We start from the raw sequence: 26,227 nt of genomic DNA on the forward strand, positions 1-26,227 counted from the left end.
TCAGGCGGAGTCCACCAGTTGCAGGCGGTGGGCGAGCGCCGCCGCCTCGCCGCGGCTGGACACCTCGAGCTTCCCGAGGATGTTCGAGACGTGCACGCTCGCCGTCTTGACGCTGATGAACAGCTCCTCGGCGATCTGCCGGTTGCTGCGCCCGTCCACGACCAGCCGCAGCACGTCGCGCTCGCGCGGGGTGAGCGCCGGACCGTCCTGCGGCTCCCCGGTCGGCACCGCCTCGGCACGCCCGGCGGCGGCCGGAGCACCGGAACCGCCGGGTGCCGGCGTCCCCCCGTCGATCACCAGGCGGGCGCGCCGGGCCAGGAGTTCGGTCTCCTCGGTGAGCGGCCGCGCGCCGAGCGCGACCGCGGCGGCGTGCGCGAGCGACAGCTGCTCGGCGGCCCGGGGGCGGTCGCCGGCCGCGATGAGCGCGGTGGCGAGCCTGCTGCGGACCCGGGCCAGGGCGTACGGCTTGCTGGTCAGCTCCCAGGCGGCCACCGCCTCTTCCCAGTGCTCGACGGTCGCTTCGCCCTCGGCGCGGGCCAGTTCGGCGCGCAGGTTCACGGCGTGCGCGGTGTCCAGGTCGCAGTCCTGGGCCAGGGCGAGCGCCGCGGTGCGCATGCGCTTGAGCACTTCCTGGCGTGCCTTGAGCTCCGCGCCGCCGCGCGGGTAGCCGGCCAGTTCGGTGGCGTCGCCCTCGGCCCGGGCTGCCTCCAGGAGCAGCGGCCAGACGTACCGCTGGTGGCCGGCCGGGAAGGCCCCGCGCAGTTCGAGGCGGATCAGTTCGCGGACGTCCGCGAGGCGGCCGACGCGGCGCGCCACGGACACTTCGAGCATGCGCAGCGGGATGAGGAACTGCGGTTCGATGTACGTCGATCCGGCGATCTCGCGGGCCCGTTCCAGGGCCGCGTTGGCGGCCGCGATGTCGCCGCGGGCGAGGGCGATCTCGACGACCAGCCGGTAGGCGTGCCCGACCGTCTCGGGCTTGGGGTCGTAGTCGAAGACCTCGTCGAGGACGGCCGCGGCCTCGGTCCACTCGCCCAGCGAGACCAGGGCCTCGGCCAGGTTGCCGATGGAGAACGACCCGAGCCCGCGGACCAGTCCGCGCTCGCGGGCGATGGCCAGCGACTCGCGCCCGGCTTCGACCGCCTCGCGGTGCCGGCCGAGGCCTTCGAGCACCGAGGCCAGGTTGCTGAGCACCAGGCACATGATGTCCGGCTCGGACGCGCGGGCCGCGATCGCGCGGGCTTCCTCGAAGTAGGCCAGGCCCTCTTCGGGGCGCCCGAGCGAGACGACCAGGCAGCCGAGCGTCTTGAGGATGGTGGCCTCGTCGGCCGGGTGGCGGCCGACGCTCTTGGCGATCGCGAGGGCTTCGCGGGCGGTGGCGATGGACTGCTCGGTCGGGTGGTCGAGCATCTCGTCGCGGGCGATCTGGCCGAGCACGCGGGCGTGTTCGATGGACGGCGGCAGGCCGACCAGCAGCGCCTCGGCCTTCTGCAGCTCGACCAGGCCGCTGGCCCGGTTGCTGTTGCGCAGCAGGCCGGCCCGGATCGCCCACAGGCTCGCCGCGCGGCGCGGGTCCTGCTCGGGGTCCACCAGGTCGAGGGCCTGGCGGCAGAACGCCAGCGCGCGGTCGTACGCGGTGTCGAAACGGGCCGGGGCGATGGCCGCGGTGAGCAGGTCGAGCAGGGTCATACCGGTGAGGAGTTCCGGCTCGGGGACCTGCTCCCACAGTTCGAGGGCGCGTTCCAGGAGGCGGAACTGCTCGCCGAAGGCGTAGCGGGAGCGCGCGGTCTCGGCGGCGGCGAGCACCGCGGGAAGCGCCTCGGTGGCACGGCCCGCGTGGTACCAGTACATCGCCAGGCGGCTGGAGTACTCGTCGCAGGGCACGAGGTCGGGGCGCTTCTCCAGGCCCTCGGCGTACCGGACGTACATGCGCATGCGCTCGCCGGGCAGCAGGTCGTCGCGGACCGCCTCGCGGACCAGCGCGTGCCGGAACTGGTAGCCCTCGCCGTCCTTGGTGGGGACCAGGACGTGCATGGAGACCGCGCTGCGCAGCGCGTCGTCGAGTTGCGTGTTGTCCATGCCGGCCACTTCGGCGAGCAGCGGGTGCCCGACGGTGGAGCCGCCGACCGCGGCCACCCGGACCACGCTCTGCGTCGCGTCGGGCAGGTCCTCGACGCGGATCAGGAGCAGGTCGCGCAGGGTGTCGGAGAGCTCGGTGAGGCGGCCGCAGCGCACGCTGCAGGCCAGTTCCTCGACGAAGAAGGCGTTGCCCTCGGATTTCTGGAAGATCTGCCGGACCAGCCGGCGCGACGGCTCCTCGCCGAGGATGCCGCGCAGCTGGTCGCCGACCTGGGCGCGGGTGAGGCGGCCGAGGTCGAGGCGGCGGACCGTGCGTATGCGGTCCAGCTCGACGAGCAGCGGGCGGAGCGGATGGCGCCGGTCGATGGCGTCGGCGCGGTAGGTGCCGACGATGAGGATCCGGCCCCGGCGCATCGAGCGGATCAGGAAGGAGAGGAGTTCGCGGGTGGACGCGTCGGCCCAGTGCAGGTCCTCGAACGCGACCACCAGGGTGCGGTCCTCGCCGAGGCGTTCCAGCACGCGCAGCATGAGTTCGAAGAGCCGGGCCCGGTCGTAGTCGCCCGAGGCGCCGCCGGACGGTACGGGAGCCAGGTGCGGCATGACCCAGGCGAGATCCTGCTCGCGTCCCGCGACCGCCTCGGCCAGCTCGGGGCCGAGAACGTCGGTGAGGGCGCGCATGGCGGCCGAGACGGGGGCGAACGGCAGGCCTTCGGCACCCAGCTCCAGGCAGCCGCCGACCGCGGTGACCGCGCCGGTGCCCTCGGCCTGGTCGAAGAACTCCTGCAGCAGGCGGGTCTTGCCCACGCCGGCCTCGCCGGCGATCAGCACCACGCCCGGGGTGCCCGCGTCCGCGGCGCGGAGGGCGTCCGCGAGATGCGACAACTCGGGGAGCCGGCCGACGAACACAGGACTGACCGCAGCAGTGGACACGAGGTCGAGCATGCCATGCGGAACCGGCACGAAGCGCCTCCTTTTCTCCCATGGCGAACGAGTTGCCGCAGGTCACAGCCGATTTGCCCGGCAGGCACACCGCCCGCGTGACGCGCGGCACGCCGCCCGGCGCGGCCCCGCGGCGCGAATCGGCTCACGCGGCGCGCCCTCCGGTCCCGCGGCGCGGACCGGGTCTGCGGATCCGGCGCCGCCGCCCCGCGGCTGCCCGGGTCGGGCCCGCCGGGGAACGCGGAAGGGTCCAGGGCACCCCCGACGGTGTCCTGGACCCTTCCGGGGCCGCGGCCGTTCCCTCTGTCCAGGGACCGCCCTCGGCCGGCCTTGCCTTGCGCGCCTGCCCGCTGTTCACCGTTGTGCGGTACGGGCCGGCGCGCCGCGTCGGGGCCGCCGGTGCGTCCGGCCGGCCTCGGCGCGCGCTCACATCGCGGGCCGGACGGATCCGGCGATGCCTCCGCTGCTGCTTACCCTGGAACTCGCCCCGGCGGCGGCGCGCTCCTGGCGCCGCGCCTCGCGGCGGTTCCGGAGGGCGAAGCGCACCCGGCGCTCCTGGGCGGCAGCCGCGTGGAGCTCCTGCGCACGGGCCTGGAACATTTCGTACTCGAGCATTGCGTTCTCCTTATGAGGATCCCGTCGCGGACCTTTTCCGCTCCGGGGCCTCCCGGTCTCCCGGGGGCATGTCATAAGGTTCGCGTCCCAGTCGGGGGGCGGGCATCGGGCGGATGCCCGATCTTGATGCCCCGGACTGCCTTAGGCGCCGCCTAGGCACTGCCTAAGTACCTAGGGCCCTCCGGCCCGGCCGCCTTGTGAAGGACTCGGGGATACCTAGGGCATGCCGAAAAGGCCGTAGCGGCTTGCGGACGCCCCTGTCATGATCGACTCCCGCACGCGGCCAACCATTTAGTGGTTTGTGGTCTGTTGCCGCGGCCATCCCCTTTTGTCCGGAGTAGATGTGTCCTCGTTGTCCGGAAGACCGGCGGGCGAAAGCCCCCCGGCTCCCGAAGCTGTGCCCTCGGCGGCATCCGACGTCGTACTCGAAGCCTCCAGTCCTGGTGCGGGTGTCCCGGGCCCGGACGACGCGACCGGCGCTCCGCGCCCGCACCGCAAGGTGTTCACCGGCCCGCTGTTCGCCTGGGCTGTGCTGCTCGGCGTTCTGGCCGGCGCCGGAACCGGCTACGGGATCCAGGCGTCCCGCGCCGAGGCAGCCCTCCCGCCGCTGGTCGCCAAGGGGCCGGGCATCTCCTACGCCCCCGCCGGCACCGCCCCGCTCGTCCTGCCCGCCGAGCAGGACGACCAGGTCCGCCGCGCCGGCGACCTGCGCGACCTGCTCCTTCCGGCCCCGGACGGCAGCCGCCCATGGCCGCGGCCGGCCGGCGTCGACGAGTGGCTCTCGCTCAGCGAGCAGGCCTCCGCCTACGACAGCCCGGCGGATGCGCTCTCGTCCGCGCACAAATCGGGGTGGCGGCGCACCGCCATCCGGTGCTGGACCGAGAACGGCCGCACCGACGTGCAGATCCAGCTCATGCAGTTCACCAGCGCCAAGGCCGCGGCCCGCAAGGAACTGGAAGAGGACGGCTACTGGACGAGCTCCGGGGAGCACAGGCTCGGCGTCAACGTCGACATCCCCGGCACCGACACCGGCGTGGTGCGGATCTGGACGGACGAGGTGCGGAACGAGAGATCCGCGCCCTATCTCGCCCGGGCACTCGCCTGGCGCGGCGACATCTACATGTTCATCTGGGTGATGTCGAAGGACCCCATCGACCAGGCCCACGTCGTGGACCTGGCCCGGCGCCAGGCGGCGAGGCTGTGACGGAGACCAAGAGCTCGCGGACCTTCCAATGGGCCGCGGCGGGCACCGCCTGGGGCCTGCTCGTCCTGGCCGGCGGCCTCGGATACGTCGGCTACACGATCCTCCACGACGACGGCCCGGCCGCCGCGCGGCCGGGGGTGGCCGCGGCCGCACCCGGCGGCCGACCGAGCCCGCCGCCGCAACCCGGCCTGGCGGCCGCCGCGGACGGCACGCACGAAGGTGATCTGCCGGCCGGCCTGCTGCCGCCGCCGTCCGGCTGGGTGCTCGGTGCGGACCGCGCCCAACACGGCCGGCAGGGCCTGCTGCCCCGCAACGTGGTCGAGGCCTCGCTGCAGAGGTCGCTGGACTTCGCCGCCATGGCCACCGGCAAGCGGGGCCGCAGCGCCGCCGAAGTCCTGGACGCACAGGGCTGGTCGGGCACAGCGTTCCGGACATACCGCTCGGTGACGAACTCGATGGACGTGCAGATCGAACTGACCCGGATGTCCCCCTCCGCGGTCCGCGAGAACGGCGAATCGATGCGGCGGGTCGCCGAACTCGCCAAGGTCGAGCTGCTCGACCCCGGAGTCCTGGACGCCGACGCCTGGTGCATGGCCGGGCCGGGCAGCGTCCTGGCCGGAACCGGAACCGGTTCCGGCGAAGGCGGCCTGGGCGAACTCGCCTGCAATGCCTCGGTGGGCGACATCCAGGTCAAGGTGTACGCGACCGGCACCGAACCGCTGCGCCAGAACGCCGTGTTCGACCTTCTCAAGGCGCAGGTCGACAGATTGCGGAAGGGAGGGCCGACCGCATGATCCCCGACGAGACCGTGCCGCCGCCCGCAGCGCCGGATGCCGCGGGATCCGTGGCGCCTTCGGCACGCGCGACACCCGAAGGGCCCGAGGCACCGTCCGCTGTGACTGCTGTGCAGGCAGCACCCGCAGCCGATACACCGGATACGCCGGCCGCGCCCGGCGCCCGCGACCGCCGGAAGCTGCGCAACGCCCTGCGGTGGACAGCCGCCGTGGCCGTGTTCGCCGCGGTGGCCGGCGGCGTGACCGCCCTCACCACGCTGCCCGACCGCGAGAAGCTCCCCGGGCTGGGCACGTCGCCGGACGGTCGGCACTTGTATCCGGCCTTGGCGCTGCCGCCGATCCCGGACTCTCCGCCCGGCGCACCCGAAGACCCGGGACGGCGCGACTACGACATCCGGGCGCTGCTGCTGCCCAAGCCGCAGGGCGCCGTCCCCGACCCGGCCTTCCCCGGCCGCGGCGGGTGGCTGCCGACCGAGAAGTTCACCGCGCTGTACCAGGCTCGGACGACCGTGACGGCGCAGCTGCGCGACCACGGGCTGCGGCATATCGCGGCGAGCGCCTGGACGACGTCCGACGGCATGCGGACCGAGGTCTACCTGCTGCACTTCGACAACTCCGGCATAGCCGAGGCGCTCTTCGACGAACTGTCGTCGTCGCGCCCTCAGGCCGTGGACGGCACACTCACCGACTACGAGCTGCCGCCGGAGACCGACCCGGCCGCCGACCTGGCGTTCGAAGGCCGAATGGCCGCACCGGATGCTGCGGGCCGCGCGAGCCGCTACGTCCTGATGCAGAACGGCGACGTCGTGGCCTTGGTGCTCTCCTCGGCGCCGGCCGGGGTCACGCGGGTGCCGTTCGACCAGGCCGTGGCGCTGCAGGGGCAGTTGCTGCGCTGAGCGGCGGTCCGGACGGACGGAGAGATGGCGAAGGGGCCCGCACCGTACGGTGCGGGCCCCTTCGTGTCCGTGCACGGCGTGCCCGGGTCAGGAGACGCCGAGCTTCTCCAGGATCAGTTCGCGGACGCGGGCTGCGTCCGCCTGGCCGCGGGTGGTCTTCATGACCGCGCCGATCAGGGCGCCGACCGGGCCGAGGTTGCCGGCCTGGATCTTGGCGACGGCGTCCGCCTGGGCGGCGATGGCCTGGTCGATCGCGGCGCCGAGGGCGCCCTCGTCGGAGACCACCTTGAGGCCGCGCTTCTCGACGACCTGGTCCGGGTCGCCCTCGCCGGCCAGGACGCCCTCGATGACCTGGCGGGCCAGCTTGTCGTTCAGCTCGCCGGCCTTGACCAGCGCGGCGACCCGGGCGACCTGGGCCGGGGTGATGGGCAGTGCGGTGACCTCGACGCCGCGCTCGTTGGCGCTGCGGGCGAGCTCGCCCAGCCACCACTTGCGGGCCGCATCGGAGTCGGCGCCGGCCGCGACGGTGTCCACGATCGCGTCCACCGCACCGGCGTTGACCAGCGACTGCATGTCGAAGTCGCTGATGCCCCACTCGGCCTGCAGGCGCTTGCGGCGCACCGACGGGACCTCGGGCAGCGTGCCGCGCAGTTCCTCGACCCAGTCGCGGGACGGGGCCACCGGGACCAGGTCGGGCTCCGGGAAGTACCGGTAGTCCTCGGCCTCTTCCTTGACGCGGCCGGCGGTCGTGGTGCCGTCGTCCTCGTGGAAGTGCCGGGTCTCCTGCACGATCGTGCCGCCGTCGGTGAGGACCGTGGCGTGCCGCTGGATCTCGAAGCGGATGGCCCGCTCGACCGAGCGCAGCGAGTTGACGTTCTTCGTCTCCGAGCGGGTGCCGAACTTCTCCTGGCCGTGCGGGCGCAGCGAGAGGTTGGCGTCGCAGCGCATCTGGCCGAGCTCCATGCGGGCCTCGGAGACGCCGAGCGCCTTGATGAGGTCGCGCAGTTCGGCCACGTACGCCTTGGCGATCTCGGGGGCCAGCTCGCCGGCGCCCTCGATCGGCTTGGTGACGATCTCGATGAGCGGGATGCCGCACCGGTTGTAGTCGAGCAGCGAGTAGTCCGCGCCGTGGATGCGGCCGGTGGCGCCGCCCACGTGGGTCGACTTGCCGGTGTCCTCTTCCATGTGCGCGCGCTCGATGCCGACGCGGTACGTCTTGCCCTGGACCTCGACGTCGAGGTACCCGTCGAAGGCGATGGGCTCGTCGTACTGCGAAGTCTGGAAGTTCTTCGGCATGTCCGGATAGAAGTAGTTCTTCCGGGCGAAGCGGCACCACTCGGCGATGTTGCAGTTGAGCGCGAGGCCGATGCGGATCGCCGACTCGACGGCGGTCCGGTTGACCACCGGCAGGGCGCCGGGCAGGCCCAGGCAGGTCGGGCAGACCTGGCTGTTGGGCTCGCCGCCGAACTCGGTGGCGCAGCCGCAGAACATCTTGGTCGCGGTGCCGAGCTCGACGTGTACCTCGAGGCCCATGACCGGGTCGAACGAGGACAGCGCGTCCTCGTACGACATCAGGTTGGCAGTGCTGGTCACAGTCCCTCGATCTCCGTCAGTTCGTCCTGCTCCTCGCGCAGCGAGCGGATCAGCAGGGCGAAGCCGGTGATCACGGCCGCGGCCGAGATGATCGCGTCGGTCATCTCCAGCTTGTCGTGCTTGCCCTTGGCTTCCTTGATCTGCTTCATGACGCCGATCGCGCCGAACACCTGCATGCCGAGGCCGATGAACTTGCCGGCCTTGCTCTTGGGGGCCTTCTTCTTGGCCATCTGGATCCGTCTCCTGGGAAAGCGTCGGAAGGGCTACTCGGAAGGGCTGCTCGGACGGGCTACAGCGCCGGGGCCTGGTCGAGCAGCGGGGCGCCCCACCGGTCGAGGAACGCGGCCTCGACCGCGGCACCGACCTTGTAGAGGCGGTCGTCGGCCATGGTCGGGGCGATGATCTGCAGGCCGACCGGCAGGCCGTCCTCGGGCGCCAGCCCGCACGGCAGCGACATCGCGGCGTTCCCGGCCAGGTTCGACGGGATCGTGCACAGGTCGGCCAGGTACATCGCCATCGGGTCGTCGGCGCGCTCGCCGATCGGGAAGGCGGTGGTCGGCGTGGTGGGCGAGATCAGGACGTCGACCTGGGCGAACGCGGCGTCGAAGTCGCGGGCGATGAGGGTGCGCACCTTCTGCGCCTGCCCGTAGTAGGCGTCGTAGTAACCCGACGACAGGGCGTAGGTGCCGAGCATGATGCGGCGCTTCACCTCGGGGCCGAAGCCGGCCTCGCGGGTGAGCGACATGACCTCTTCGGCCGAGCGGTCGCCGTTGTCGCCGACCCGCAGGCCGTAGCGCATCGCGTCGAAGCGCGCGAGGTTGGACGACGCCTCGGAGGGGGCGATGAGGTAGTACGCGGGCATCGCGTAGTCGAAGTGCGGGCAGGAGATCTCGACGACCTCGGCACCGAGCTCGCGGAGCAGCTCGACCGACTCGTTGAAGCGCTCCAGCACGCCGGCCTGGTAGCCGTCGCCGCCGAACTCCTTGACCACGCCGATGCGCATGCCGCGCACATCGCCGTTGCGGGCCGCGCCGACGACGTCCGGGACGGGCGCGTCGATCGAGGTGGAGTCGAGCGGGTCGTGCCCGGCGATGGCGGCGTGCAGCAGGGCCGCGTCCAGCACGGTCCGGGCGCACGGGCCGCCCTGGTCGAGCGACGAGGAGAACGCGACGAGGCCGTAGCGCGAGACGCTGCCGTAGGTCGGCTTGACGCCGACCGTGCCGGTGACCGCGCCGGGCTGGCGGATCGAGCCGCCGGTGTCGGTGCCGATCGCGAGCGGGGCCTCGAAGGCGGCGAGCGCGGCCGCGCTGCCGCCGCCGGAGCCGCCCGGGATGCGGGTGAGGTCCCACGGGTTGCCGGTCGGGCCGTACGCGGAGTTCTCGGTGGAGGACCCCATGGCGAATTCGTCCATGTTGGTCTTGCCGAGGATGACGACGCCGGCCTCCTTGAGGCGGCGCGTCACGGTGGCGTCGTACGGCGGGATCCAGCCTTCGAGGATCTTCGAGCCGCAGGTGGTCGGCACGCCCTGGGTGACGAAGACGTCCTTGAGGGCGAGCGGCACGCCGGCCAGCGGGCCGAGCGCGTCGCCCTTGGCGCGGCGCTCGTCGACCGCCTTGGCGGCGTTCAGTGCGCCTTCGGTGTCGACGTGCAGGAAGGCGTGGACCTTCGCGTCCACTTCGGTGATCCGGTCGAGGTGCGCCTGCGCGACCTCGACGGCGGACACCTCGCCCGCGGCGATGCGCGCGGCGGTCTCGGCTGCGGTGAGCCGGGTCAGGTCGGCCATGTCTACTGCTCCTCCCCGAGGATCCGCGGGACGCGGAAACGCTGGTCCTCGGCGGCCGGCGCACCGGAGAGGGCCTGCTCGGGAGTCAGTCCCGGGCGGATCTCGTCGGGCCGCATGACGTTCGTCAGCGGCAGCGGGTGCGACGTCGGCGGAATGTCGTCGGCGGCGACCTCGCCGACGCGGGCTACCGCGCCGATGATGTCGTCGAGCTGGGTGGCGAGGTGGTCGAGCTCCTCGGCCCCGAGCTCCAGCCGCGACAGCCGGGCGAGGTGGGCGACCTCCTCGCGCGTGATGCCAGGCATGCAGCGTTCCTTCTAGGAGTGGCTGGGAAGGGATTCAGACTGTCGCCATCCTAGTTGCCGCGGCTTGCCGGGCCGCTCGGATATGCCCCGGGCCTGTGGACAACCGCAGGACAACCGCAGGAGGACCGCGGGACGACCGCCCGCACGGGTGGGGCCGTACGGGGTCAGCCGGTCACCCGGGTGGTCCGGTGCGGCGGCCGGGCTCGGTCCTGGCGGACCGCGGGCGGCGGTTCGGCGGCGCGGCGCTGCGGGGCCATCCGGGCGCCGACGCCGTGCCGGACCAGCCACGCGGTGGCCTCGTCGCGCGGCAGGGCGCGGGCGATGAGCCAGCCCTGCGCGCTGTCGCAGCCCAGGTCGCGCAGGCGCTCCCAGGTCGCGTCGTCCTCGACGCCTTCGGCGACCACCCGCAGGCCGAGCGAGTGGGCCAGGTCGACGGTGGAGCGGACGATGGCGGCGTCCTCCTCGTCGACGGTCAGGCGGGCCACGAAGGACCGGTCGATCTTTATCTCGCTCACCGGTATGTGGCGCAGGTGCACGAAGGACGAGTAGCCGGTGCCGAAGTCGTCCAGCGAGAGCCGTACGCCGAGCTTGCGCAGCGCGTCGAGGCTGTCCGCGGCGCGCTGCGGCTCCTCCAGGAGGACGCGTTCGGTGATCTCCAGGTGCAGGGCGCCGGCCGGTACGCCGTAGCGCTGCAGTCCGGCCGCGACGGTGTCGGCGAAGGCCGGGGCGTGGATGTCGCGGGCCGAGACGTTGACCGCGACCGGCACGTCGATGCCCTCGCGGTGCCAGCGGGCGACCTGGGAGAGCGCCTCGTCCACGACGTAGCGGGTGAGCCGGGGCATGAGCCCGGTCTCCTCGGCGAGCCGCACGAATTCCTCGGGCGAGACGTATCCGCGCTCCGGATGGCACCAGCGCACCAGGGCCTCGCAGCCGTCGACGCGGCCCGTGGTGAAGGAGACTTTCGGCTGGTAGTGCAGCTCGACCTGGTGCATGTCCAGCGCGCGGCGCAGGTCGCCGAGCAGCAGGAGCTTCTCGCGGGTGTTGACGTCGCGGGCCGGGTCGTAGAGCTCGACGCCGCTGCGCAGCCGCTTGGCGAGGTACATGGCGACGTCGGCGTACTGCAGCAGCCCGGCCATGTCGGCGGCGTGGTCGGGGAACACCGCGACGCCGACGCTGACCTCGATGTCCAGGGCCAAGTCGTCGAGTTCGAACGGCTCGCCGAGCACCTCGACGACCTGCCGGGCCAGCGACTGGGCGATCTTCTCGGGCGCGGGCGCGGCGGAGTCGTGGTCGGAGCGGTAGAGGTCGGGTACGAGGACCGCGAACTCGTCGCCGCCCAGCCGGGCCACGGTGTCGTCCGGGCCGACCACGCTGAGCAGCCGGCGGCCGACCTGGTGCAGCAGCCGGTCGCCGGCAAGATGGCCGAGGGTGTCGTTGACTTCGTGGAAGCGGTGCAGGTCGAGCAGGAAGAGCGCGACTTTGCCGCAGTCCGCGGTGTCGCGCAGCGCGCGTTCGCCGCGTTCCAGGAGCAGGCGGCGGTTGGGCAGCCCGGTCAGGGCGTCGTGCCGGACCTCCTGCTCGCGGTCGAACGTCACGCGGGTGGTCTGGTAGAGGCTGTAGAGCGGCACCGCGAAGAGCGGCAGCACCCACGGGTTGGCGTAGGCGACCACCGCGATGAGCGGGGCCAGCCCGATGAGGGCGCCGTGCGCCACGAAGCGGGAGCGGACCTCCTCGCGGGCCAGGCTGCGGGCCCGGACGCCGCGCCAACTCGCCCGCAGCAGCCAGCCGATGCCCTGGGAGACGAGCACCAGGACGCAGCCCGCGGCCAGGACCGCGGGCACGTGCTGGGCGTCCAGGGCATGCGCCTGCGCGCGTTCCGGGAAGACGCCGCACATCTGCAGGAAGAGGTCGGCGGCGCCGAACGCTAGGACGTAATGCCCGACCGTGTATGCCACACGCCACAGCGAATCACGCCGCGCAAGGCTGGAGATGAGTACGGGCACCGCCTGCATGAGCGCGGCGAGCAGCCAGCCGTGCACGATGAGGAGGCCGTACGTGATGGCCACCGACGGCATGGCGCCCGGCACGTACAGGCCGCGGCGGGTCACTCCGGTGTGCACGCCGTCGGCGACGACCAGGGCCAGCATGATCCAGACGGCCGGGTCGTCGGCCGGGAAGGGCGAGGCGCCGCCCGCGACCACGCGGACGGTGGCGACGATGAGGAGAAGGTTGCCGACGCCGCCGACGATGAGCGTGTTCGCGACGAATTGGCCGGGGCGCGCGACTCGCGACAGATCCGTTCGGCCGATCCGACGCATGCACATGCTCCCTGCGGCTCTTCCGGGCGGTTCCCCGTCCGGCGGGCCGGACTGCCCGGCCGCGGCAAGGGGTACGCAAGACGTTCCGCGACCGGGCGGCAAGCCCGGCGCGAACCGGGTTCCCGATCAGGGTAGGCCGCGGATCGGCGAGTAGGGAGCTTTATCGCCAAGGTCGAATCGGAAGTCGGGATTCCGTTCGCCTTGCCGCACAAGGCGCCTGACGATGCGTCAGGCGCCTTGTGTGCACCGGTTCGGGACCTCTTGCGCATGCCTGGAGCACACGCGTTTCATGCCGGAATGGCGGGTATCAGTTCCCGGCGGTGTCCTCGGGGGCCGTATCGGCGCCCTCTCCGGCGCCCTCTGCGGTGCCGTCGCCGGTCCGGGCCGCCACCCACGCGCGCGCCGCGTCCGCCCCGTCGGCGAGGAGGACCGCGAAGCCCTCGTCGTCCAGGATCGGCACGCCGAGCGAGACGGCCTTGTCGTACTTGGAGCCGGGGTTGTCGCCGACGACCACGAAATCGGTCTTCTTGGAGACCGACCCGGTGACCTTCGCGCCCGCCTCCTCCAGCGCCTCCTTCGCGCCGTCGCGCGTGTAGCCGGCCAGCGTGCCGGTCACCACGGTGGTCAGCCCGGTGAGCGCGCCGGGGACCTTCTCGGCACCGCCTTCCTCGACGAACCGCACGCCGGCCGCCCGCCACTTCTCGAGGATCTCGCGGTGCCAGTCCTCGGCGAACCAGGCGACCAGCGACTCGGCGATGATCGGGCCGACCCCCTCGACCGCCGCGATGTCCTCGACGGTCGCATCCGCCAGCCGGTCCAGGTCGCGGAACTCGCCGGTGATGGCCCGGGCGGTGGTGTCGCTGACGTGCCGGATCGACAGCGCGGTCAGAATGCGCCACAGCGGCTGCTGCTTGGCGGCCTCCAGGCCGGCCAGCAGCGTGTGCGCGATCTTCTTCGGCTCGCTCGGCTTCTTCGCGGTGGCCTTGGTGGCGAAGAAGTCCATCTCCTTCTCCGCGCCGGTCTTCGGGTCCAGCTTGGGCAGCCCGGTGTCCTGGTCGCGGACCACGACCCGGATCGGCATGAGCTGCTCCAGCGTCAGGCCGAACAGGTCGCCCTCGTTCTTGACCGGCGGCTCCGCGGGCTCCAGCGGCTGGGTCAGCGCGGTCGCCGCGACATAGCCGAGGCCGTCGATGTCCAGCGCCTTGCGGCCCGCCAGGTACGCCACGCGCTCGCGGATCTGCGCGGGGCAGAACTGCGCGTTCGGGCAGCGCAGGTCGACGTCGCCCTCCTTCATCGGGCGCAGCTCGGTGCCGCACTCGGGGCAGTGGCTCGGCATCACGAACTCGGTCTCGGTGCCGTCCCGCAGGTCGACGACCGGGCCGAGGATCTCGGGGATGACGTCGCCCGCCTTGCGCAGCACGACGGTGTCGCCGATCAGCACGCCCTTGGCCTTGACCACGTCCTGGTTGTGCAGCGTCGCGTACTCGACGGTCGAACCGGCCACCACCACCGGGTCCATGACGGCGTACGGCGTCACCCGTCCGGTACGCCCGACGCCGACCCGCACGCCGAGCAGCTTGGTGTTGACCTCCTGCGGCGGGTACTTGAACGCGATCGCCCAGCGCGGCGCCTTGGACGTCGCGCCCAGGCGGCCCTGCAGCGGGATCTCGTCGACCTTGACCACGACGCCGTCGATCTCGTGCTCGACCGAGTTGCGGTGCTCGCCGAAGTAGCGGATGAACTTCTTGACCTCGTCGGCGCTCTTGACGACCTTGTTGTGCCGCGCGGTCGGCAGGCCCCACGCACGCAGCCGGTCGTACGCATGCGACTGGCAGTCGATGGTGAAGCCGCGGCGCGCGCCGATGCCGTGCACGACCATGTGCAGCGGCCGCGTGGCGACCACGCTCGCGTCCTTCATGCGCAGCGATCCGGCGGCCGCGTTGCGCGGGTTGGCGAACGGCTTGTCGCCGGCCTCGACCAGCTTGGCGTTGAGCTCGTCGAACGCCTCGACCGGGAAGTAGACCTCGCCGCGGATCTCGACCAGCTCGGGGATGTCGTGGCCGCCGTCGTCGCGCAGCCGGTGCGGGATCTCGGCGATGGTCTTCACGTTGACCGTGATGTCCTCGCCGGTGCGGCCGTCGCCGCGGGTGAGCGCGCGGACCAGCTCGCCGTTCTCGTAGAGCAGGTTGACCGCGAGGCCGTCCACCTTGAGCTCGCACAGGAAGTGGAACTCGGCACCGGCGAGGTCCTTGACCAGCCGCTCGACCCACTCGTCGAACTCGTCCTCGTTCATCGCGTTGTCGAGGCTGAGCATGCGCTCGAGGTGGTCGACCTTGGCGAAGGTCGAGGTGGCCGAGCCGCCCACGGTCTGGGTGGGCGAGTCGGGCGTGCGCAGCGCCGGGTAGCGCTCCTCGATGCCCTCCAGCTCGCGCATCAGCGCGTCGAACTCGCCGTCGCTGATGGTCGGCGCGTCGTTGTCGTAGTACCGGACCCGGTGCTCTTGCAGCTCCTTCGCCAATTCCACCGCCCGGTGGCGCACCTCGGTCGGGATGTCCTCGGCGTCCGTCAGGTCAGCAGCCACGTCGTCAACCTCCAGCTTGTACCGGTGGTCCGGCGAAAATGTCCGTTACGTTCTATCTCATCCCTCGGGTGCCTCGTGCAGCACCCGGGCGGCCTCGACGCTGTGCTTCAACACCCGGCGCGCCCACACCGGATCCGCTCCGGCCAGACCGCACGTCGGGGTGACGACCACGGCCCCGCCCAGGAGTTCCGGGCCGAAACCGAGCCGCCGCCACAGCGCCTTGACACCCCTGACGGTACCGCTCGGGTCCGACAGCGGACGAGCTCCCGCGCCGGTGTTTCCCCTGGTCGTGGCGCGGTTGGCCACCCGGTTGGACGGGGTGGGCGGGGGCAGCGCAGGAACCACTCCGAAGAGGAATCCGGTGCCCGCCTCGACCGCTTCGCCGAGGTCGTCCTCGGCGCGCGCGTCGAGCAGCGAGAAGTCCAGCGAGATGCCCCGCACTCCGGCCTCGCGCAGCAGCCGGATCGGCACCCCGGGCGCGCAGCTGTGCACCACGACCGGCGCGTCCGCGGCATCGACGACCGTACGCAGGTTCTCGCGTACCACCGCCTTGTCGACCGCGCGGAGCTTGCCGAACCCGCTCGCGGTCGGCACGTTCCCGGCCAGCACGCCCGGCAGCGCGGGCTCGTCGAACTGCACCACCAGCTCGGCCCCGGGGATCCGCCGGCGCAGCTCGGCGACATGGCCGCGCAGCCCTTCGGCAAGCGAACCCGCCAGGTCCCGGCAGGCCCCGGGGTCGGCCAACGCCTTGTCCCCGTGCGTGAGTTCGATGGTCGCGGCGAGCGTCCACGGCCCGGCGACCTGGATCTTGAGCGGCCCGGTGTAGCCCTGCGTGAACTCCTCCAGCGCATCGAGGTCCTCGCGCAGCCAGGACACCGCGCGCCGGTGGTCGCGTCCCGGCCGGTCGACGAACCGCCAGCCGGAGGGCTGCACGTCCGCGAACAGGTCGACGAGCAGTCCCGCCGACCGCCCGGTGAGGTCCGCCCCCACGCCGCGGCCCGGCAGCTCGGGCAGGTGCGGGAACTCGGGCAGCTCCCCCACCACCAGGCGCACCGCCTCCCGGATGTCCTCCCCGGGCAGCGAGCCGACACCGGTGGCGGTGCCGGGGGCCCAGGGGTACGTCTGCGCGGTGCTCGTCTCGGTGCTGGTCACGACGACGAGGGTACTGACCGCCGGCGGGCTTCCGGACAAACCGTTTGCCGTGGCATCCGTGGCGCGCGGTACGTGGCCGCGGCCGACCGGGCGGGGTGGCGGCGTCCGCGGATCGCGCCGATCGGCGAGAGTGGCCGACACACTGCGGGCCCGTACCGGAACTCCGGTACGGGCCCGCAGTGTTCGCATGTGCGGTCAGGCGGCGAACGCCTGCCCGACGCTCCGGCCGATCTCGCGGCGCATCAGGTAGAAGTCCGGATTGTGCGGCGCGGCGCCGTGCTCCAGCGTGTAGCCGCTGCGGAGTTCGGGACCGCCGTCCACATGGCGGCCGGGGAAGAGCCGGGCGAGGACGGGGTCCGCGGCGATGAGGTCGTCGCGGTCCGCGAGGTTGATCCAGCGTTCCACGTAGGACGGGGGCTGCGGCGGCTGGGGGCGGACCCAGTCGTCGATCACGGTGTCCGGGCCGAGCGGCGATCCGAGGGTGATCAGCAGCGGGAGCGGACGGCGCAGCCGGTGGGCGACCTCGTACGCGATCACCGCGCCGAGGGAGTGGCCGATGACCACGCGGGTGTCGAAGCCGATGTCCGCGGCGACCCGGTCCAGCACGCGGGCCCGGGTCTGGTCGTCGGTGAGGTAGCGGGTCAGCTGGGCGAGGGCCTTGGTGACGAATCCGCCCGCGGAACCGGGGCCGTCGGCGGCGAACCACTTGAGCCCGGAAAGGCCGCAGGTCGGGGACAGGACGACGGTGCGGCCGGTCTGGTCCGGACCGCCTTCCAGCCGGGCTATCTCACGCGCGGCCCGCTGCCGCTCGGGCGGAGCGGAACTGCGCGCGGCGGCCCGGTCGAGCCATTCGCGCCCTATGCGGTCGGCCATCTCGTGGCGCAGCTCGTCGACGTCGGGGGCGTCGGGCTGCGACGGGTGGCGGCGCATCACATCGCCGTAGAACGCCATCCGCGCATCGATCCCGCGGCGCGTCTGACGGTACTTCCACAGCCGGTCGGCGGTCTCCGGGTAGCCGGCGGCTTTCACACCGCGGGCCAGCCGGGGCAGCCACTCGTCCTCCAGGCTGCGGGCCGACCTGAACTCCTGTGCGATCCCGTGGACCAGCACGATTGCGGCCATCGCTCCCCTCCCAAGCCCCCGAGTCACGAAGAGTGCACGCTGCGAAAGACCCGGTCAGCGCGGGGACCGCGGGCCGGAAAGTCGTTTCGCTACCTACTCTTACCCAGCCAGTCACCGAAGTTGCCTTCTCGGTAACGGAAGATGTGCGGAGATCCTCGCCGGATCGAAACACCGTTCCGCACCCATCCCCTGCGGGGCGCGACGCACGAACGAAACGGCGGGCGAACGGACGCAGAGGCTGAGACCCCCGCCGGTCCCGCAGATCGCGTGGGGATGGCCGACGCCGACCACAGCCGCTTCGCGGCGCCCGCGGAGAGGCACTTCAGGCTGCCCGCGACCTTGGCGCGCTCCGGTGTCGACTACGCACGCCCGGCGAGCGGGCGCCATGCGCCGGGTCGGGACGACGCCGCGCGACGCGCAGGTGGGCCCAGCACTCGGGTGCAGGGGTCCGCAGGCTTCGGTGCCCGCCGTACGTGGCGTGTGGGCGCGGCGGAGCCCGCGCCGCGCGCAGGCCCGCCAAGGACGCGCAGGAGCACGCCGCAGCCGATCGCCGGGCACCGCCTCAACCAGGCACACGCCCTGGCGACGTGCGGGGCGGAACCGGGCTGCGCGACGCGCAGGTGGGCGCGGCGTACGGGTGCAGGTCCGGCACGGACCTGAGGGGCTTGGGTGTCCGCCGTCCGCCGTGCGTGCCGTGGGGGCGTGGCTGAGCCCACGCCGCGCCGCGCAACCCCACGGGGGCGCTGGGTGGGTAAGCGGTCTGCCGCAGGGTGGCCGTGGCGCTGCAGCGCGGCAACGGGCGACCGCCGGACCGCACGCAGGTGCGAGTCCGTCACGGACCCGGCCTGCTCTGGAGCTCGCCCGGACATGCTGGGGGCGGACGCGGCGAAATCCACGCTGCGGCCCGCGCAGGCGGCGACCCTGTCAGAGGTCAGGTTGCGGCGGGGGCCTCGGTGCGTGCTGTGGCGTCGATGGTGGCGGAGCCGATGACCCGGGGGCCGTCGTACAGGACTACGGCCTGGCCTCGGGCTACGCCGCGCATGGGCTTGTGGAGGCGTACGTGCACGGTGTCGCCGGTGACCTCGGCCTCGGCGGGGTACTCGTCGCCGTGCGCGCGGACCTGGGCGGTGCAGGGGAAGGTGCCCGCCGGAGGCGCCCCGCACCAGCGGGGGCGGATGCCGGTGAGGGCGTCGACGTCGAGGGCCTCGGCGGGGCCGACGGTGACGGTGTTGGCGACCGGCGAGATGTCCAGGACGTAGCGCGGCTTGCCGTCCGGGGCCGGGGTGCCGATCCGCAGGCCCTTGCGCTGGCCGACGGTGTAGCCGTACGCGCCGTCGTGCTCGCCGAGCTTGGTGCCGTCGGCGTCGACGATGTCGCCGGGGATCCGGCCCAGCCGGGTGGCGAGGAACGCCTGGGTGTCGCCGTCCGCGATGAAGCAGATGTCGTGGCTGTCCGGCTTCCGGGCGACGGCGAGCCCGCGGCGCTCGGCCTCCAGGCGCACGTCGTCCTTGGTGTCCGCGCCGAGCGGGAACAGCGCGTGGGCAAGCTGGTCGGCGTCGAGCACGCCCAGCACGTACGACTGGTCCTTGGCCTGGTCGGACGACCGGTGCAGCTCGCGGCCCGCGGCGCCGTCGACGATCACCGCGTAGTGCCCGGTGCACACCGCGTCGAAGCCCAGCGCCAGCGCCCGGTCCAGCAGCGCCGCGAACTTGATCTTCTCGTTGCAGCGCAGGCACGGGTTGGGGGTGCGGCCCGCCTCGTACTCGGCGAAGAAGTCCTCGATGACGTCCTCGCGGAAGCGCTCGGCGAGGTCCCACACGTAGAACGGGATGCCGATGACGTCCGCGGCCCGGCGGGCGTCGCGCGCGTCCTCCAGCGTGCAGCAGCCGCGCGCGCCGGTGCGGAACGACTTGGGGTTCTCGGACAGCGCCAGGTGCACGCCGGTCACCTCGTGCCCCGCCTCGTGGGCGCGGGCCGCGGCGACCGCGGAGTCGACGCCGCCGGACATCGCGGCGAGCACCCGCAGCGGGCGCCCGGCCGCAGGCGCGGCAGGGCGGGCCTCGGCGGCGGTATCGGCCGGCTCGGGCAGGGCCGGGATGAGCTCGCACGCGTCGGACGGCAGGGGGGTGGCGTGATCAGTCATGGCCTGTCCAGGGTACGGGGTCGCGGGCCGCGTCCCTTCGGGATATCCGGGGATATCCACAGCGCACGGGACCAGGGAGCGCACGGGGCCCCCAGAGCGCACGGGACCCGGCGACGGACGACGCCCGGCGAGCCCGGCGCGGGTCGCCGGCGCGGGTCAGCGGCGCTGGGCGGTGAGCCCGGCCATCCGGGCGCGGGCCACGACCGGGCCGATCGCCTCGACCAGCTCGTCCACCTCGGCCGCGGTCGAGGTGTGCCCGAGGCTGAAGCGCAGCGAGCCGCGGGCCCGGGCCGCGTCGGCGCCCATGGCGAGCAGCACGTGGCTGGGCTGCGCGACGCCGGCCGAGCAGGCCGAGCCGGTGGAGCACTCGATGCCGCGGGCGTCGAGGAGCAGCAGCAGCGAGTCGCCCTCGCAGCCGGGGAAGGAGAAGTGCGCGTTGCCGGGCAGCCGGTGCGCGACGTCGAGGCGCGGGTCGCCGTTCAGGGCGGCGTCCGGGATCTCCGCGAGGATGCGGCCGATCAGCTGGTCGCGCAGCGCGCCGACGCGCAGGGCGTACTCGGGCTGCTCGCGGACCGCGATCTCGGCGGCCGCGGCGAAGGCGGCGATCGAGGGGGTGTCCAGGGTGCCGGAGCGCACGTCGCGCTCCTGGCCGCCGCCGTGCAGCACGGGCACCGGGGTCATGTGCCGGGCCAGGAGCAGGGCGCCGCAGCCGAGCGGGCCGCCCAGTTTGTGGCCGCTGACTGTCATGGCGTCCAGCCCGGACGCGGCGAAGTCGACCGGCACCTGGCCGACCGCCTGGACCGCGTCGGAGTGGATCGGGATGCCGAACTCGTGGGCCGCGGCGACCAGCTCGGCGACCGGCTGCACGGTGCCCACTTCGTTGTTCGCCCACATGACGCTGACCAGCGCGACGCTGTCCGGGTCGCGGGCGATCGCGGCGCGCAGCACGTCGGGGCGGACCCGGCCGTCGGCGTCCACGTCGAGCCACTCGACGTCGGCGCCCTCGTGCTCGGCGAGCCACACGATGGGGTCGACCACGGCATGGTGCTCGACCGGGGAGGCGAGGATGCGGCGGCGGCCCGGCTCGGCGCCGACCCGGGCCCAGTAGATGCCCTTGACCGCGAGGTTGTCGGCCTCGGTGCCGCCCGCGGTGTAGACGACCTCGCTGGGCCGCGCCCCGACCGCCTCGGCGAGGACCTCGCGGGACTCCTCGACCACGCGCCTTGCGCGGCGTCCGGACGCGTGCAGGGAGGACGGGTTGCCGAGGACGCTGAGCTGCCCGGTCATGGCCCGGACCGCCTCGGGGCGCATCGGTGTCGTCGCCGCATGATCGAAGTAGGCCATCGCAAGGGGAATTCTAAGCGTCCTCCCCGTTGGTGCGGGGCCTGGGGATGCGGGGCCGGTGCGGCCTGCCGTAGCGGGGGCCGCCGGGCAGGGCCTTGTCGAGGGCCTCGCGCAGGGCCTGCCGGCAGGCCGCGAGGAAGCCGCGGGGCGGCGGGGGCGGGCCGGTGAGGTCGTACGTCAGAGGTTGCTGGATCTCCCACACACCGCATGCAACGCCGGGCAGGCCGTTTGGGGTACGCCGAACGGGAACAGTCACCCTGCCCGGGCTGCATGGGCCTGTATGGGGCGGCATGGGGCGGCACCGCGCCGCACCCGGCGGGTGCGGCTCAGTCGAAGTCGCCGCGCACCTCGGAGTTGCGGCGCCAGGCGCGCGGCGCCCGCCAGCCCTTGTGCAAGGCCAGCACCCGGAAGGCGAACGCGAAGATTGCGGCGGCAGTCGCCGTATACGCATTGAACTGGCCCGTCTCCACCAGCACCGCGACCGCCGCGGCACCGACAAGCGCGGGCACCGTGTAGATCTCCCGGTCCCAGCGCAGCAGCACCGGCACCTCGCGGGCCAGCACGTCGCGGATGGCACCACCGCCGACCGCGGTCGTGATGCCGAGCGCGGTGGCCTGCACCGGCCCGAGCCCGTACGCGAAGGCCTTGGCGGTGCCGGTCACGCAGAACAGGCCCAGCCCGGCCGCGTCGAAGATGTCGATCGTGCGGCTGATCCGCTCGACCTGGGGATGCAGGAAGAAGACCAGCCCGGCGGCGAACAGCGGGGTGCTGAAGTACCCGAGGTCGCGGAACGCGGCCGGCGGCACGTCGCCGATGATCAGGTCGCGGATCACACCGCCGCCGAGTGCGGTGACCTCGGCGAGCAGCACGATCCCGATGACGTCGAAGTTCTTGCGCACCGCCATGAGCGCGCCCGCGACGGCGAAGACGAAGATGCCGGTCAGGTCGAGCACCTGCTGGACGTTGTGGTTGTAGATCTCCTGGATCTCCTGAGGCGGCATGGCCGAAATTGTGCCCTGTCCCGGCAAACCGCCCCGGTAGCCTCACGGCATGGATGCCCGACTGCGTGCTCTTTGCGATCTGTCCGTGGCCGCCTCCCGGGAAGGGGCCGGCCTCCACGAGTACGACGGGAGAATCCAGGACCTCTCCCCCGACGGCGTGCGCGGCGGGCTCGCGCGGCTCGGCGGCGGATCCGAGGGGGAGCCTCTGGAGGACGCGCACGACGAGGCGCATCTCGCGGCGTTCGAGGAGCACACCCGGGTCGTCTACGGCGAGCTGGAGATGCACCGCCGCGACCCCCGGCCGCACCTGGACAACCTCGAACTCGCCTTCTACGACAAGGGATACGCCCCCGCCGAGGAGCGCGCCGCGGCCCGCACCGCGCATCTCGCGCTTTGGCCGGACGCGGTCGACATGGCCATCGCCTCGCTCGACCGGGTGACCGCGCCGGTAGCCGCCGCGCTGCTCGGCGCCGCACGCGGGCAGCGGGCCGCCGTGAAGCCGTCCGACGGCGAGGTCGGCGAACGCGGGCTGGCCGCACTGGAGCGCCTGGTCGCGCACCTCGAGGACGCCGCGGCGAACGGCGACCCCGACCCGGCGCTCGGCGCCGCCGCGCTCACCCGGCTGGTCGGGTCGAGCGAGGCGCTGGACGTGGACCTGGGCCGGCTCGCGACGCGCGCGGACGCCGAACGCGACCGGCTGCGCGGCATGTTGGCCGAGGCCTGCAAGGCGTACGACCCGGCACGCACGCCCGCCGAACTGGTCCCGGAACTGCTCGCCGACCACCCGGACGCGGACGGCGTGCTCGCCGAGGCCCGGGCGCAGACCGCCGAGGTCATCGCGTTCAGCAAGGCCAAGAAGCTCGCCCCGTACCTGGACGGGGTCTGCGAGGTGGGCCCGGCGCCCGAGTCGATGCGCTGGGCGATGGCGATGATGTCGTGGAACGCACCGTACGAAGCCGAGGCGCCGTCCTGGTACTTCGTGACCCCGCCGGAGCCGACGTGGCCGGCCGAGGAGATCGAGGAGTGGCTCTCGATCTTCAGCCGTACGACACTTCCGGCCATCACGGTGCACGAGGTGGCGCCCGGCCACTTCGCGCACGGGCGCGCGCTCCGGCGTGCTCCCTCGGAGGTGCGCCGGGTGCTGCACTCCTCGTCGTTCGCCGAGGGCTGGGCGCACTACATCGAAGAGGTCTGCCTGGAGGAGGGCTTCCGGGCCGGCGACCCGCGGTACGCCATCGGCATGTGCCTGGAAGCGCTGATCCGGGTCACCCGGCTGGCGTCCGCGATCGGCCTGCACACCGGGGCGATGGACGTCGAGGAGTCGACCCGGCGCTTCATGGCCGACGCGCACCTGGCGCGCGCGGGCGCGGCGAGCGAGGCCAGGCGCGGCACCTTCGATGCGAACTACGGCTGCTACACGTGGGGCAAGCTCGCGCTGATGGACCTGCGCGAGGAGGCCAAGGCGGCGTGGGGAACGGGCTTCACCCTGGAGCGCTTCCACACCGCACTGCTGGACCTCGGCAGCCCGCCGCTGGGCCTGGTCGGCACCGCGGTCGAACGCGGCTGAGCCAGGGACCGAAACGACGTCGCCCCGACCGGTCCCTACCGGTCGGGGCGACGTGTGCGTGCGTGGCTCAGTGTCCGTACGGCGGCTGACCGGCGCCCGGGTTCTGCGGCCATTGCGGAGCCGCGCCCTGCTGCGGGTAGGCCGGCGGATAGGGCTGCGCATACGGCTGGCCTTGGTGAGGCTGGCCCGGGTACGGCTGCGGCTGCACCTGTCCGGGGTATTGCTGGGCCGGAGCCTGCTGCCCCTGCGGATAGGCGTACGGCTGCTGCACCGGCCAGCCCTGCTGCGGGACCTGCCCGTACGGCTGTCCGTGGCCGGTCATTTGGCCCTGGCCGGTGGCGCCTGCCCACCACTGCCAGATCGTGGCGACCTTGGCGTCGAACGCATGGTCGCGCTGCCACAGCCCGGTCACCGGCACCCGCAGCCGCTTCTTCTTGCCGCCTGCCAGCGTGAGCCGCACATAGCGGCTGCCCAGCATCTTCTTCGCCTCGATCTGCGCGATCTCCCCCCAGGCCCACTGCTGAGTGGTGAGGCCGACGGCGACAAGTCCCTGCGGGGTCAAAACCGTGGCGAAGCGGCCCGAGGTGAAGTACAACGCGATCAGCGCCGGGCCGGTGACGATGCCTGCTTGGAAGTAGCCCAACGCGATGCTCACGACACCGAGGACGAACAAGACGGCGCCGGCCACCAGAAACAGCGCACGCTGGCGGGGTTCGAGCGTCAGCCTCACTTCATTCATGCCGGGCACTCTCGCACGGCCCCCGTTCCTACAGGAAGGGCCGGGTCTGCTCCCGCATCCACTTGGCAACCGGATCGTAGGGATCGTCCAGCGCCACCGAGGACATGTCGATGCCTTGCAGCATCGCGGACGCCCGCGACATCGCGTGCTTCATGCGGTCCACGGTCGCCGGGTCGTTGTCCGCGAGGCGGGTGCCGATCACGAGCCGGGGCGGGCCGATGGCCGGCTCGACATATGCCCGGTGCGCGGCGCGGACGACGCCCGAGCCGCCCAGCTCGGCGGTGAGCACCGACCAGAACGCCGAGTCGTCCAGCAGCGGCTCGCCGACCCGGACCGGTCCGGGCATCAGCTTGTCCAGGCCGCCGACGATGCGGCGCAGGTCGAGGTACGGGACACCGACGCCGCCGCCCTGCATGTGCGGGTTGAGCCACAGGCCCCACTGGTCGGGGTAGAGGGTCGCGGCGATCTCGACGACCGCGTGGACCTCCCAGCCGCGGTCCCAGCGGCTCTCGCGCAGCTGGTCCTCGGAGGTGAAGGCGGGCGCGTAGCGCTGGCCGTGCACCTCCATGTTCCCGTACTGGGCCTCCGGGCTGCCCGGCTCGCCCTGCCACAGGAGCATCCACACGTGGCCGCGGGCCAGCGCCTCCAGCAGGCGCTCGTACGGCTCGTAGCCCTGCGGCCGTACCTGCCGCAGAGCGTGTTCGACCTCATTGGCCGGAAACGCCACGGTATTTCCCCCTCCTTGCCGTCCCGGTGCGGAGAGTGACGACGTGCACATCGTAGAGGGGCGCTGTTCCGAACGGGTGATCGCCGATCGGCCCGGGGCGTGGCAACCGGACAATCTGCTAAAAGTGCCGGAGCCTGCAGGTATGGCTAGGAGGATCCCGGCGGTGCTGGCGGCCGTCCTCCTCGGCGTCTTCATCCCGGCGGGTGACGCAGGCGCCGGAGACGGCGGACGTGATGTGCTCGCCTTCACCGTGACCACCGACAATCGCGCGGACACCGGCACGCGAGTACGTGCGGGCAGCTCGGTCCGCCGCGTCTACACCGTCGTCAACAAAGCCGAATACCCGGTCGCGGACTTGCTGCTGACCGACCCTCAGGTGCCCGGCGGGGCGATCCGCTGCCCGGACGGCGGGGCGCGGACCGCGTCGCTGGCCGGCCGCGGCCGGGTGGTGTGCACCGCCGAGTTCCCCGCCGAGCCGGGGCCTCGGATCGGCCCGGTGACCGCATCGGGGCGGACGCTGCCGCGCGGCTCGGATCCCAGCAGCACAGTGAGCGCGGGGTACCACGGCATCGCGTCCGGACTCGCGCTGGCCCGGACGGCAGGCGGCGACGGCGGCCCGGTGCCGGTCGGCGGCCCGCTCGAACTGGGCTACACCGTGACCGTGTCGGGCGATGTGCCGGTCGACGTGGCCCGGCTCGCCGACCCGCTGCTCGGCGGCGGGACTCCGCGCTGCGCGCGGTCCCTTCCGGTCCGGCTGGCCCCGGGGACGTCGCTGGCCTGCACGGGCCGCGCGAAGGCCGCGGCCGGTCCGCGCAGCGGCACGGCGCGCGTGACCGGGTCGGCAGCAGACGGAACGGTGGACGCGGAGGGGCGCGCGGTGCCTCCCCTGGCCCTGACCGCGGAGGCGCCAGGTGCATACACCGGAGTGGTGGCAGGCGCTTCAGGTGCGCCCGGCGGCGCGGCCGGGTCCGCCCCCGGCGGTGACGCAGCCGGGCCGGGCCCAGGCGGCGCGGTCGGTTCGGTGCCGGGCGGGGTCGCCAGGCGCTTTCTGCCCCCTCCCCCGGTGCCGCCCCTCGGGGCGACCGGGAGGCCCGGCGGCACCGCCGCGCCCGGCAGCCCGGGCAGCGCCGCCGAAGTCCCGGACAAGCAGCCCGGGTTGCCCGCCGGCCACGACGAAGCGTCGGTGTCCCTGGGTGCCTGGGAATGGGGCGGGCTCCTCTTCCTGGTCGCCTTGGTGCCGGTCGCGGTCGCCGCGGCGACCCGTGCGGGGCGCGACAAGAAGACCGGCTGACCGTACGCGTCGGCCGCGGCCCGGCCGGATGGCAAGA

At 73.0% G+C, this 26,227-nt stretch carries 21 protein-coding genes; 5 read left to right on the top strand and 16 right to left on the bottom strand.

Translation table 11 applies throughout. The features are described 5' to 3' along the window. Nucleotides 1-3,039, bottom strand: a complete 3,039-nt coding sequence (locus tag LZ495_RS15555; protein WP_308268159.1) for a helix-turn-helix transcriptional regulator — start codon at nucleotides 3,037-3,039, stop codon at nucleotides 1-3. Nucleotides 3,040-3,444: 405 nt separating this feature from the next. Next, on the bottom strand, nucleotides 3,445-3,633 hold the full coding sequence (locus LZ495_RS15560; RefSeq protein WP_235052782.1) for a hypothetical protein: 189 nt from the start codon (nucleotides 3,631-3,633) through the stop codon (nucleotides 3,445-3,447). 352 nt (nucleotides 3,634-3,985) lie between these two features. On the opposite strand from LZ495_RS15560, the gene LZ495_RS15565 reads away from it, so the two are divergent. From LZ495_RS15565 to LZ495_RS15575, 3 genes are all read left to right on the top strand, one after another. Next, nucleotides 3,986-4,837: a hypothetical protein gene (locus LZ495_RS15565; protein WP_235052783.1), complete on the top strand. Its 852-nt coding sequence runs from the start codon at nucleotides 3,986-3,988 to the stop codon at nucleotides 4,835-4,837. After that, nucleotides 4,834-5,631, top strand: coding sequence for a hypothetical protein (locus LZ495_RS15570; RefSeq protein WP_235052784.1), 798 nt, complete (start codon nucleotides 4,834-4,836; stop codon nucleotides 5,629-5,631). Before LZ495_RS15565 ends, LZ495_RS15570 begins: the two co-directional genes overlap by 4 nt. Nucleotides 5,632-5,732: 101 nt before the next feature. Next, a complete protein-coding gene (locus LZ495_RS15575; protein ID WP_235052785.1) occupies nucleotides 5,733-6,527 on the top strand; it encodes a hypothetical protein in 795 nt (264 codons plus the stop codon). A gap of 87 nt (nucleotides 6,528-6,614) precedes the next feature. Here LZ495_RS15575 and gatB read toward each other — a convergent pair whose 3' ends face one another. The 12 genes from gatB to LZ495_RS15635 form a co-directional block, all read right to left on the bottom strand. Continuing rightward, nucleotides 6,615-8,120 carry an Asp-tRNA(Asn)/Glu-tRNA(Gln) amidotransferase subunit GatB gene (gene gatB, locus LZ495_RS15580; protein WP_308268161.1) on the bottom strand — a complete coding sequence of 502 codons (1,506 nt, stop codon included), beginning with the start codon at nucleotides 8,118-8,120 and terminating at the stop codon, nucleotides 6,615-6,617. Further along, complete coding sequence (locus tag LZ495_RS15585) at nucleotides 8,117-8,350, bottom strand: hypothetical protein (protein ID WP_235052786.1); 234 nt, start codon at nucleotides 8,348-8,350, stop codon at nucleotides 8,117-8,119. Before LZ495_RS15585 ends, gatB begins: the two co-directional genes overlap by 4 nt. 59 nt (nucleotides 8,351-8,409) lie before the next feature. Continuing rightward, nucleotides 8,410-9,903 carry an Asp-tRNA(Asn)/Glu-tRNA(Gln) amidotransferase subunit GatA gene (gatA, locus tag LZ495_RS15590; RefSeq protein ID WP_235052787.1) on the bottom strand — a complete coding sequence of 498 codons (1,494 nt, stop codon included), beginning with the start codon at nucleotides 9,901-9,903 and terminating at the stop codon, nucleotides 8,410-8,412. A gap of 2 nt (nucleotides 9,904-9,905) precedes the next feature. Beyond that, complete coding sequence (gatC, locus tag LZ495_RS15595) at nucleotides 9,906-10,205, bottom strand: Asp-tRNA(Asn)/Glu-tRNA(Gln) amidotransferase subunit GatC (RefSeq protein ID WP_235052788.1); 300 nt, start codon at nucleotides 10,203-10,205, stop codon at nucleotides 9,906-9,908. Nucleotides 10,206-10,369: 164 nt separating this feature from the next. Then, nucleotides 10,370-12,523 (bottom strand): putative bifunctional diguanylate cyclase/phosphodiesterase, encoded by a 2,154-nt coding sequence (locus LZ495_RS15600; RefSeq protein ID WP_235052789.1) that lies wholly within the window; start codon nucleotides 12,521-12,523, stop codon nucleotides 10,370-10,372. Nucleotides 12,524-12,830: 307 nt separating this feature from the next. Next, nucleotides 12,831-15,104 carry an NAD-dependent DNA ligase LigA gene (gene ligA / locus LZ495_RS15605; protein WP_372498576.1) on the bottom strand — a complete coding sequence of 758 codons (2,274 nt, stop codon included), beginning with the start codon at nucleotides 15,102-15,104 and terminating at the stop codon, nucleotides 12,831-12,833. A gap of 57 nt (nucleotides 15,105-15,161) precedes the next feature. Then, complete coding sequence (locus LZ495_RS15610; protein WP_235052790.1) at nucleotides 15,162-16,256, bottom strand: methionine synthase; 1,095 nt, start codon at nucleotides 16,254-16,256, stop codon at nucleotides 15,162-15,164. Nucleotides 16,257-16,451: 195 nt separating this feature from the next. Further along, nucleotides 16,452-17,378: an alpha/beta fold hydrolase gene (locus LZ495_RS15615; protein WP_235052791.1), complete on the bottom strand. Its 927-nt coding sequence runs from the start codon at nucleotides 17,376-17,378 to the stop codon at nucleotides 16,452-16,454. A gap of 931 nt (nucleotides 17,379-18,309) precedes the next feature. Then, nucleotides 18,310-19,521, bottom strand: coding sequence for a tRNA 2-thiouridine(34) synthase MnmA (gene mnmA / locus LZ495_RS15620; RefSeq protein WP_268822847.1), 1,212 nt, complete (start codon nucleotides 19,519-19,521; stop codon nucleotides 18,310-18,312). 156 nt (nucleotides 19,522-19,677) lie between these two features. Beyond that, nucleotides 19,678-20,865 (bottom strand): cysteine desulfurase family protein, encoded by a 1,188-nt coding sequence (locus LZ495_RS15625; RefSeq protein WP_235052792.1) that lies wholly within the window; start codon nucleotides 20,863-20,865, stop codon nucleotides 19,678-19,680. 13 nt (nucleotides 20,866-20,878) lie between these two features. Continuing rightward, a complete protein-coding gene (locus LZ495_RS15630; RefSeq protein WP_235052793.1) occupies nucleotides 20,879-21,121 on the bottom strand; it encodes a hypothetical protein in 243 nt (80 codons plus the stop codon). 70 nt (nucleotides 21,122-21,191) lie between these two features. After that, entirely contained in the window at nucleotides 21,192-21,866 is a 675-nt protein-coding gene (locus tag LZ495_RS15635; protein WP_235052794.1) for a trimeric intracellular cation channel family protein, read from the bottom strand. A 49-nt stretch (nucleotides 21,867-21,915) separates the two neighbouring features. Here LZ495_RS15635 and LZ495_RS15640 point away from each other — a divergent pair, with 49 nt between their 5' ends. Further along, nucleotides 21,916-23,433 (top strand): DUF885 family protein, encoded by a 1,518-nt coding sequence (locus LZ495_RS15640; RefSeq protein ID WP_235052795.1) that lies wholly within the window; start codon nucleotides 21,916-21,918, stop codon nucleotides 23,431-23,433. A 67-nt stretch (nucleotides 23,434-23,500) separates the two neighbouring features. Here LZ495_RS15640 and LZ495_RS15645 read toward each other — a convergent pair whose 3' ends face one another. Together LZ495_RS15645 and LZ495_RS15650 are read right to left on the bottom strand one after the other, a co-directional pair. Continuing rightward, nucleotides 23,501-24,172 (bottom strand): hypothetical protein, encoded by a 672-nt coding sequence (locus LZ495_RS15645; protein WP_235052796.1) that lies wholly within the window; start codon nucleotides 24,170-24,172, stop codon nucleotides 23,501-23,503. A gap of 28 nt (nucleotides 24,173-24,200) precedes the next feature. Beyond that, on the bottom strand, nucleotides 24,201-24,899 hold the full coding sequence (locus LZ495_RS15650; RefSeq protein ID WP_235052797.1) for an enhanced serine sensitivity protein SseB C-terminal domain-containing protein: 699 nt from the start codon (nucleotides 24,897-24,899) through the stop codon (nucleotides 24,201-24,203). Between the two features lie 142 nt (nucleotides 24,900-25,041). Here LZ495_RS15650 and LZ495_RS15655 point away from each other — a divergent pair, with 142 nt between their 5' ends. Continuing rightward, nucleotides 25,042-26,190 (top strand): hypothetical protein, encoded by a 1,149-nt coding sequence (locus tag LZ495_RS15655; protein WP_235052798.1) that lies wholly within the window; start codon nucleotides 25,042-25,044, stop codon nucleotides 26,188-26,190. Nucleotides 26,191-26,227 lie beyond the last annotated feature (37 nt).

The sequence above is a fragment of the Yinghuangia soli genome (genome assembly GCF_021502675.1).
Classification (GTDB): domain Bacteria; phylum Actinomycetota; class Actinomycetes; order Streptomycetales; family Streptomycetaceae; genus Yinghuangia; species Yinghuangia soli.

Excerpts from the sequence above, each read along its gene's own strand:
- LZ495_RS15560 (WP_235052782.1), bottom strand. The coding sequence starts at position 3,633 with ATGCTCGAGTACGAAATGTTCCAGGCCCGTGCGCAGGAGCTCCACGCG.
- mnmA (WP_268822847.1), bottom strand. The coding sequence starts at position 19,521 with ATGACTGATCACGCCACCCCCCTGCCGTCCGACGCGTGCGAGCTCATC.
- LZ495_RS15585 (WP_235052786.1), bottom strand. The coding sequence starts at position 8,350 with ATGGCCAAGAAGAAGGCCCCCAAGAGCAAGGCCGGCAAGTTCATCGGC.
- LZ495_RS15600 (WP_235052789.1), bottom strand. The coding sequence starts at position 12,523 with ATGCGTCGGATCGGCCGAACGGATCTGTCGCGAGTCGCGCGCCCCGGC.
- LZ495_RS15615 (WP_235052791.1), bottom strand. The coding sequence starts at position 17,378 with ATGGCCGCAATCGTGCTGGTCCACGGGATCGCACAGGAGTTCAGGTCG.
- LZ495_RS15635 (WP_235052794.1), bottom strand. The coding sequence starts at position 21,866 with ATGCCGCCTCAGGAGATCCAGGAGATCTACAACCACAACGTCCAGCAG.
- LZ495_RS15625 (WP_235052792.1), bottom strand. The coding sequence starts at position 20,865 with ATGGCCTACTTCGATCATGCGGCGACGACACCGATGCGCCCCGAGGCG.
- gatA (WP_235052787.1), bottom strand. The coding sequence starts at position 9,903 with ATGGCCGACCTGACCCGGCTCACCGCAGCCGAGACCGCCGCGCGCATC.
- LZ495_RS15655 (WP_235052798.1), top strand. The coding sequence starts at position 25,042 with ATGGCTAGGAGGATCCCGGCGGTGCTGGCGGCCGTCCTCCTCGGCGTC.
- LZ495_RS15645 (WP_235052796.1), bottom strand. The coding sequence starts at position 24,172 with ATGAATGAAGTGAGGCTGACGCTCGAACCCCGCCAGCGTGCGCTGTTT.
- LZ495_RS15640 (WP_235052795.1), top strand. The coding sequence starts at position 21,916 with ATGGATGCCCGACTGCGTGCTCTTTGCGATCTGTCCGTGGCCGCCTCC.
- gatC (WP_235052788.1), bottom strand. The coding sequence starts at position 10,205 with ATGCCTGGCATCACGCGCGAGGAGGTCGCCCACCTCGCCCGGCTGTCG.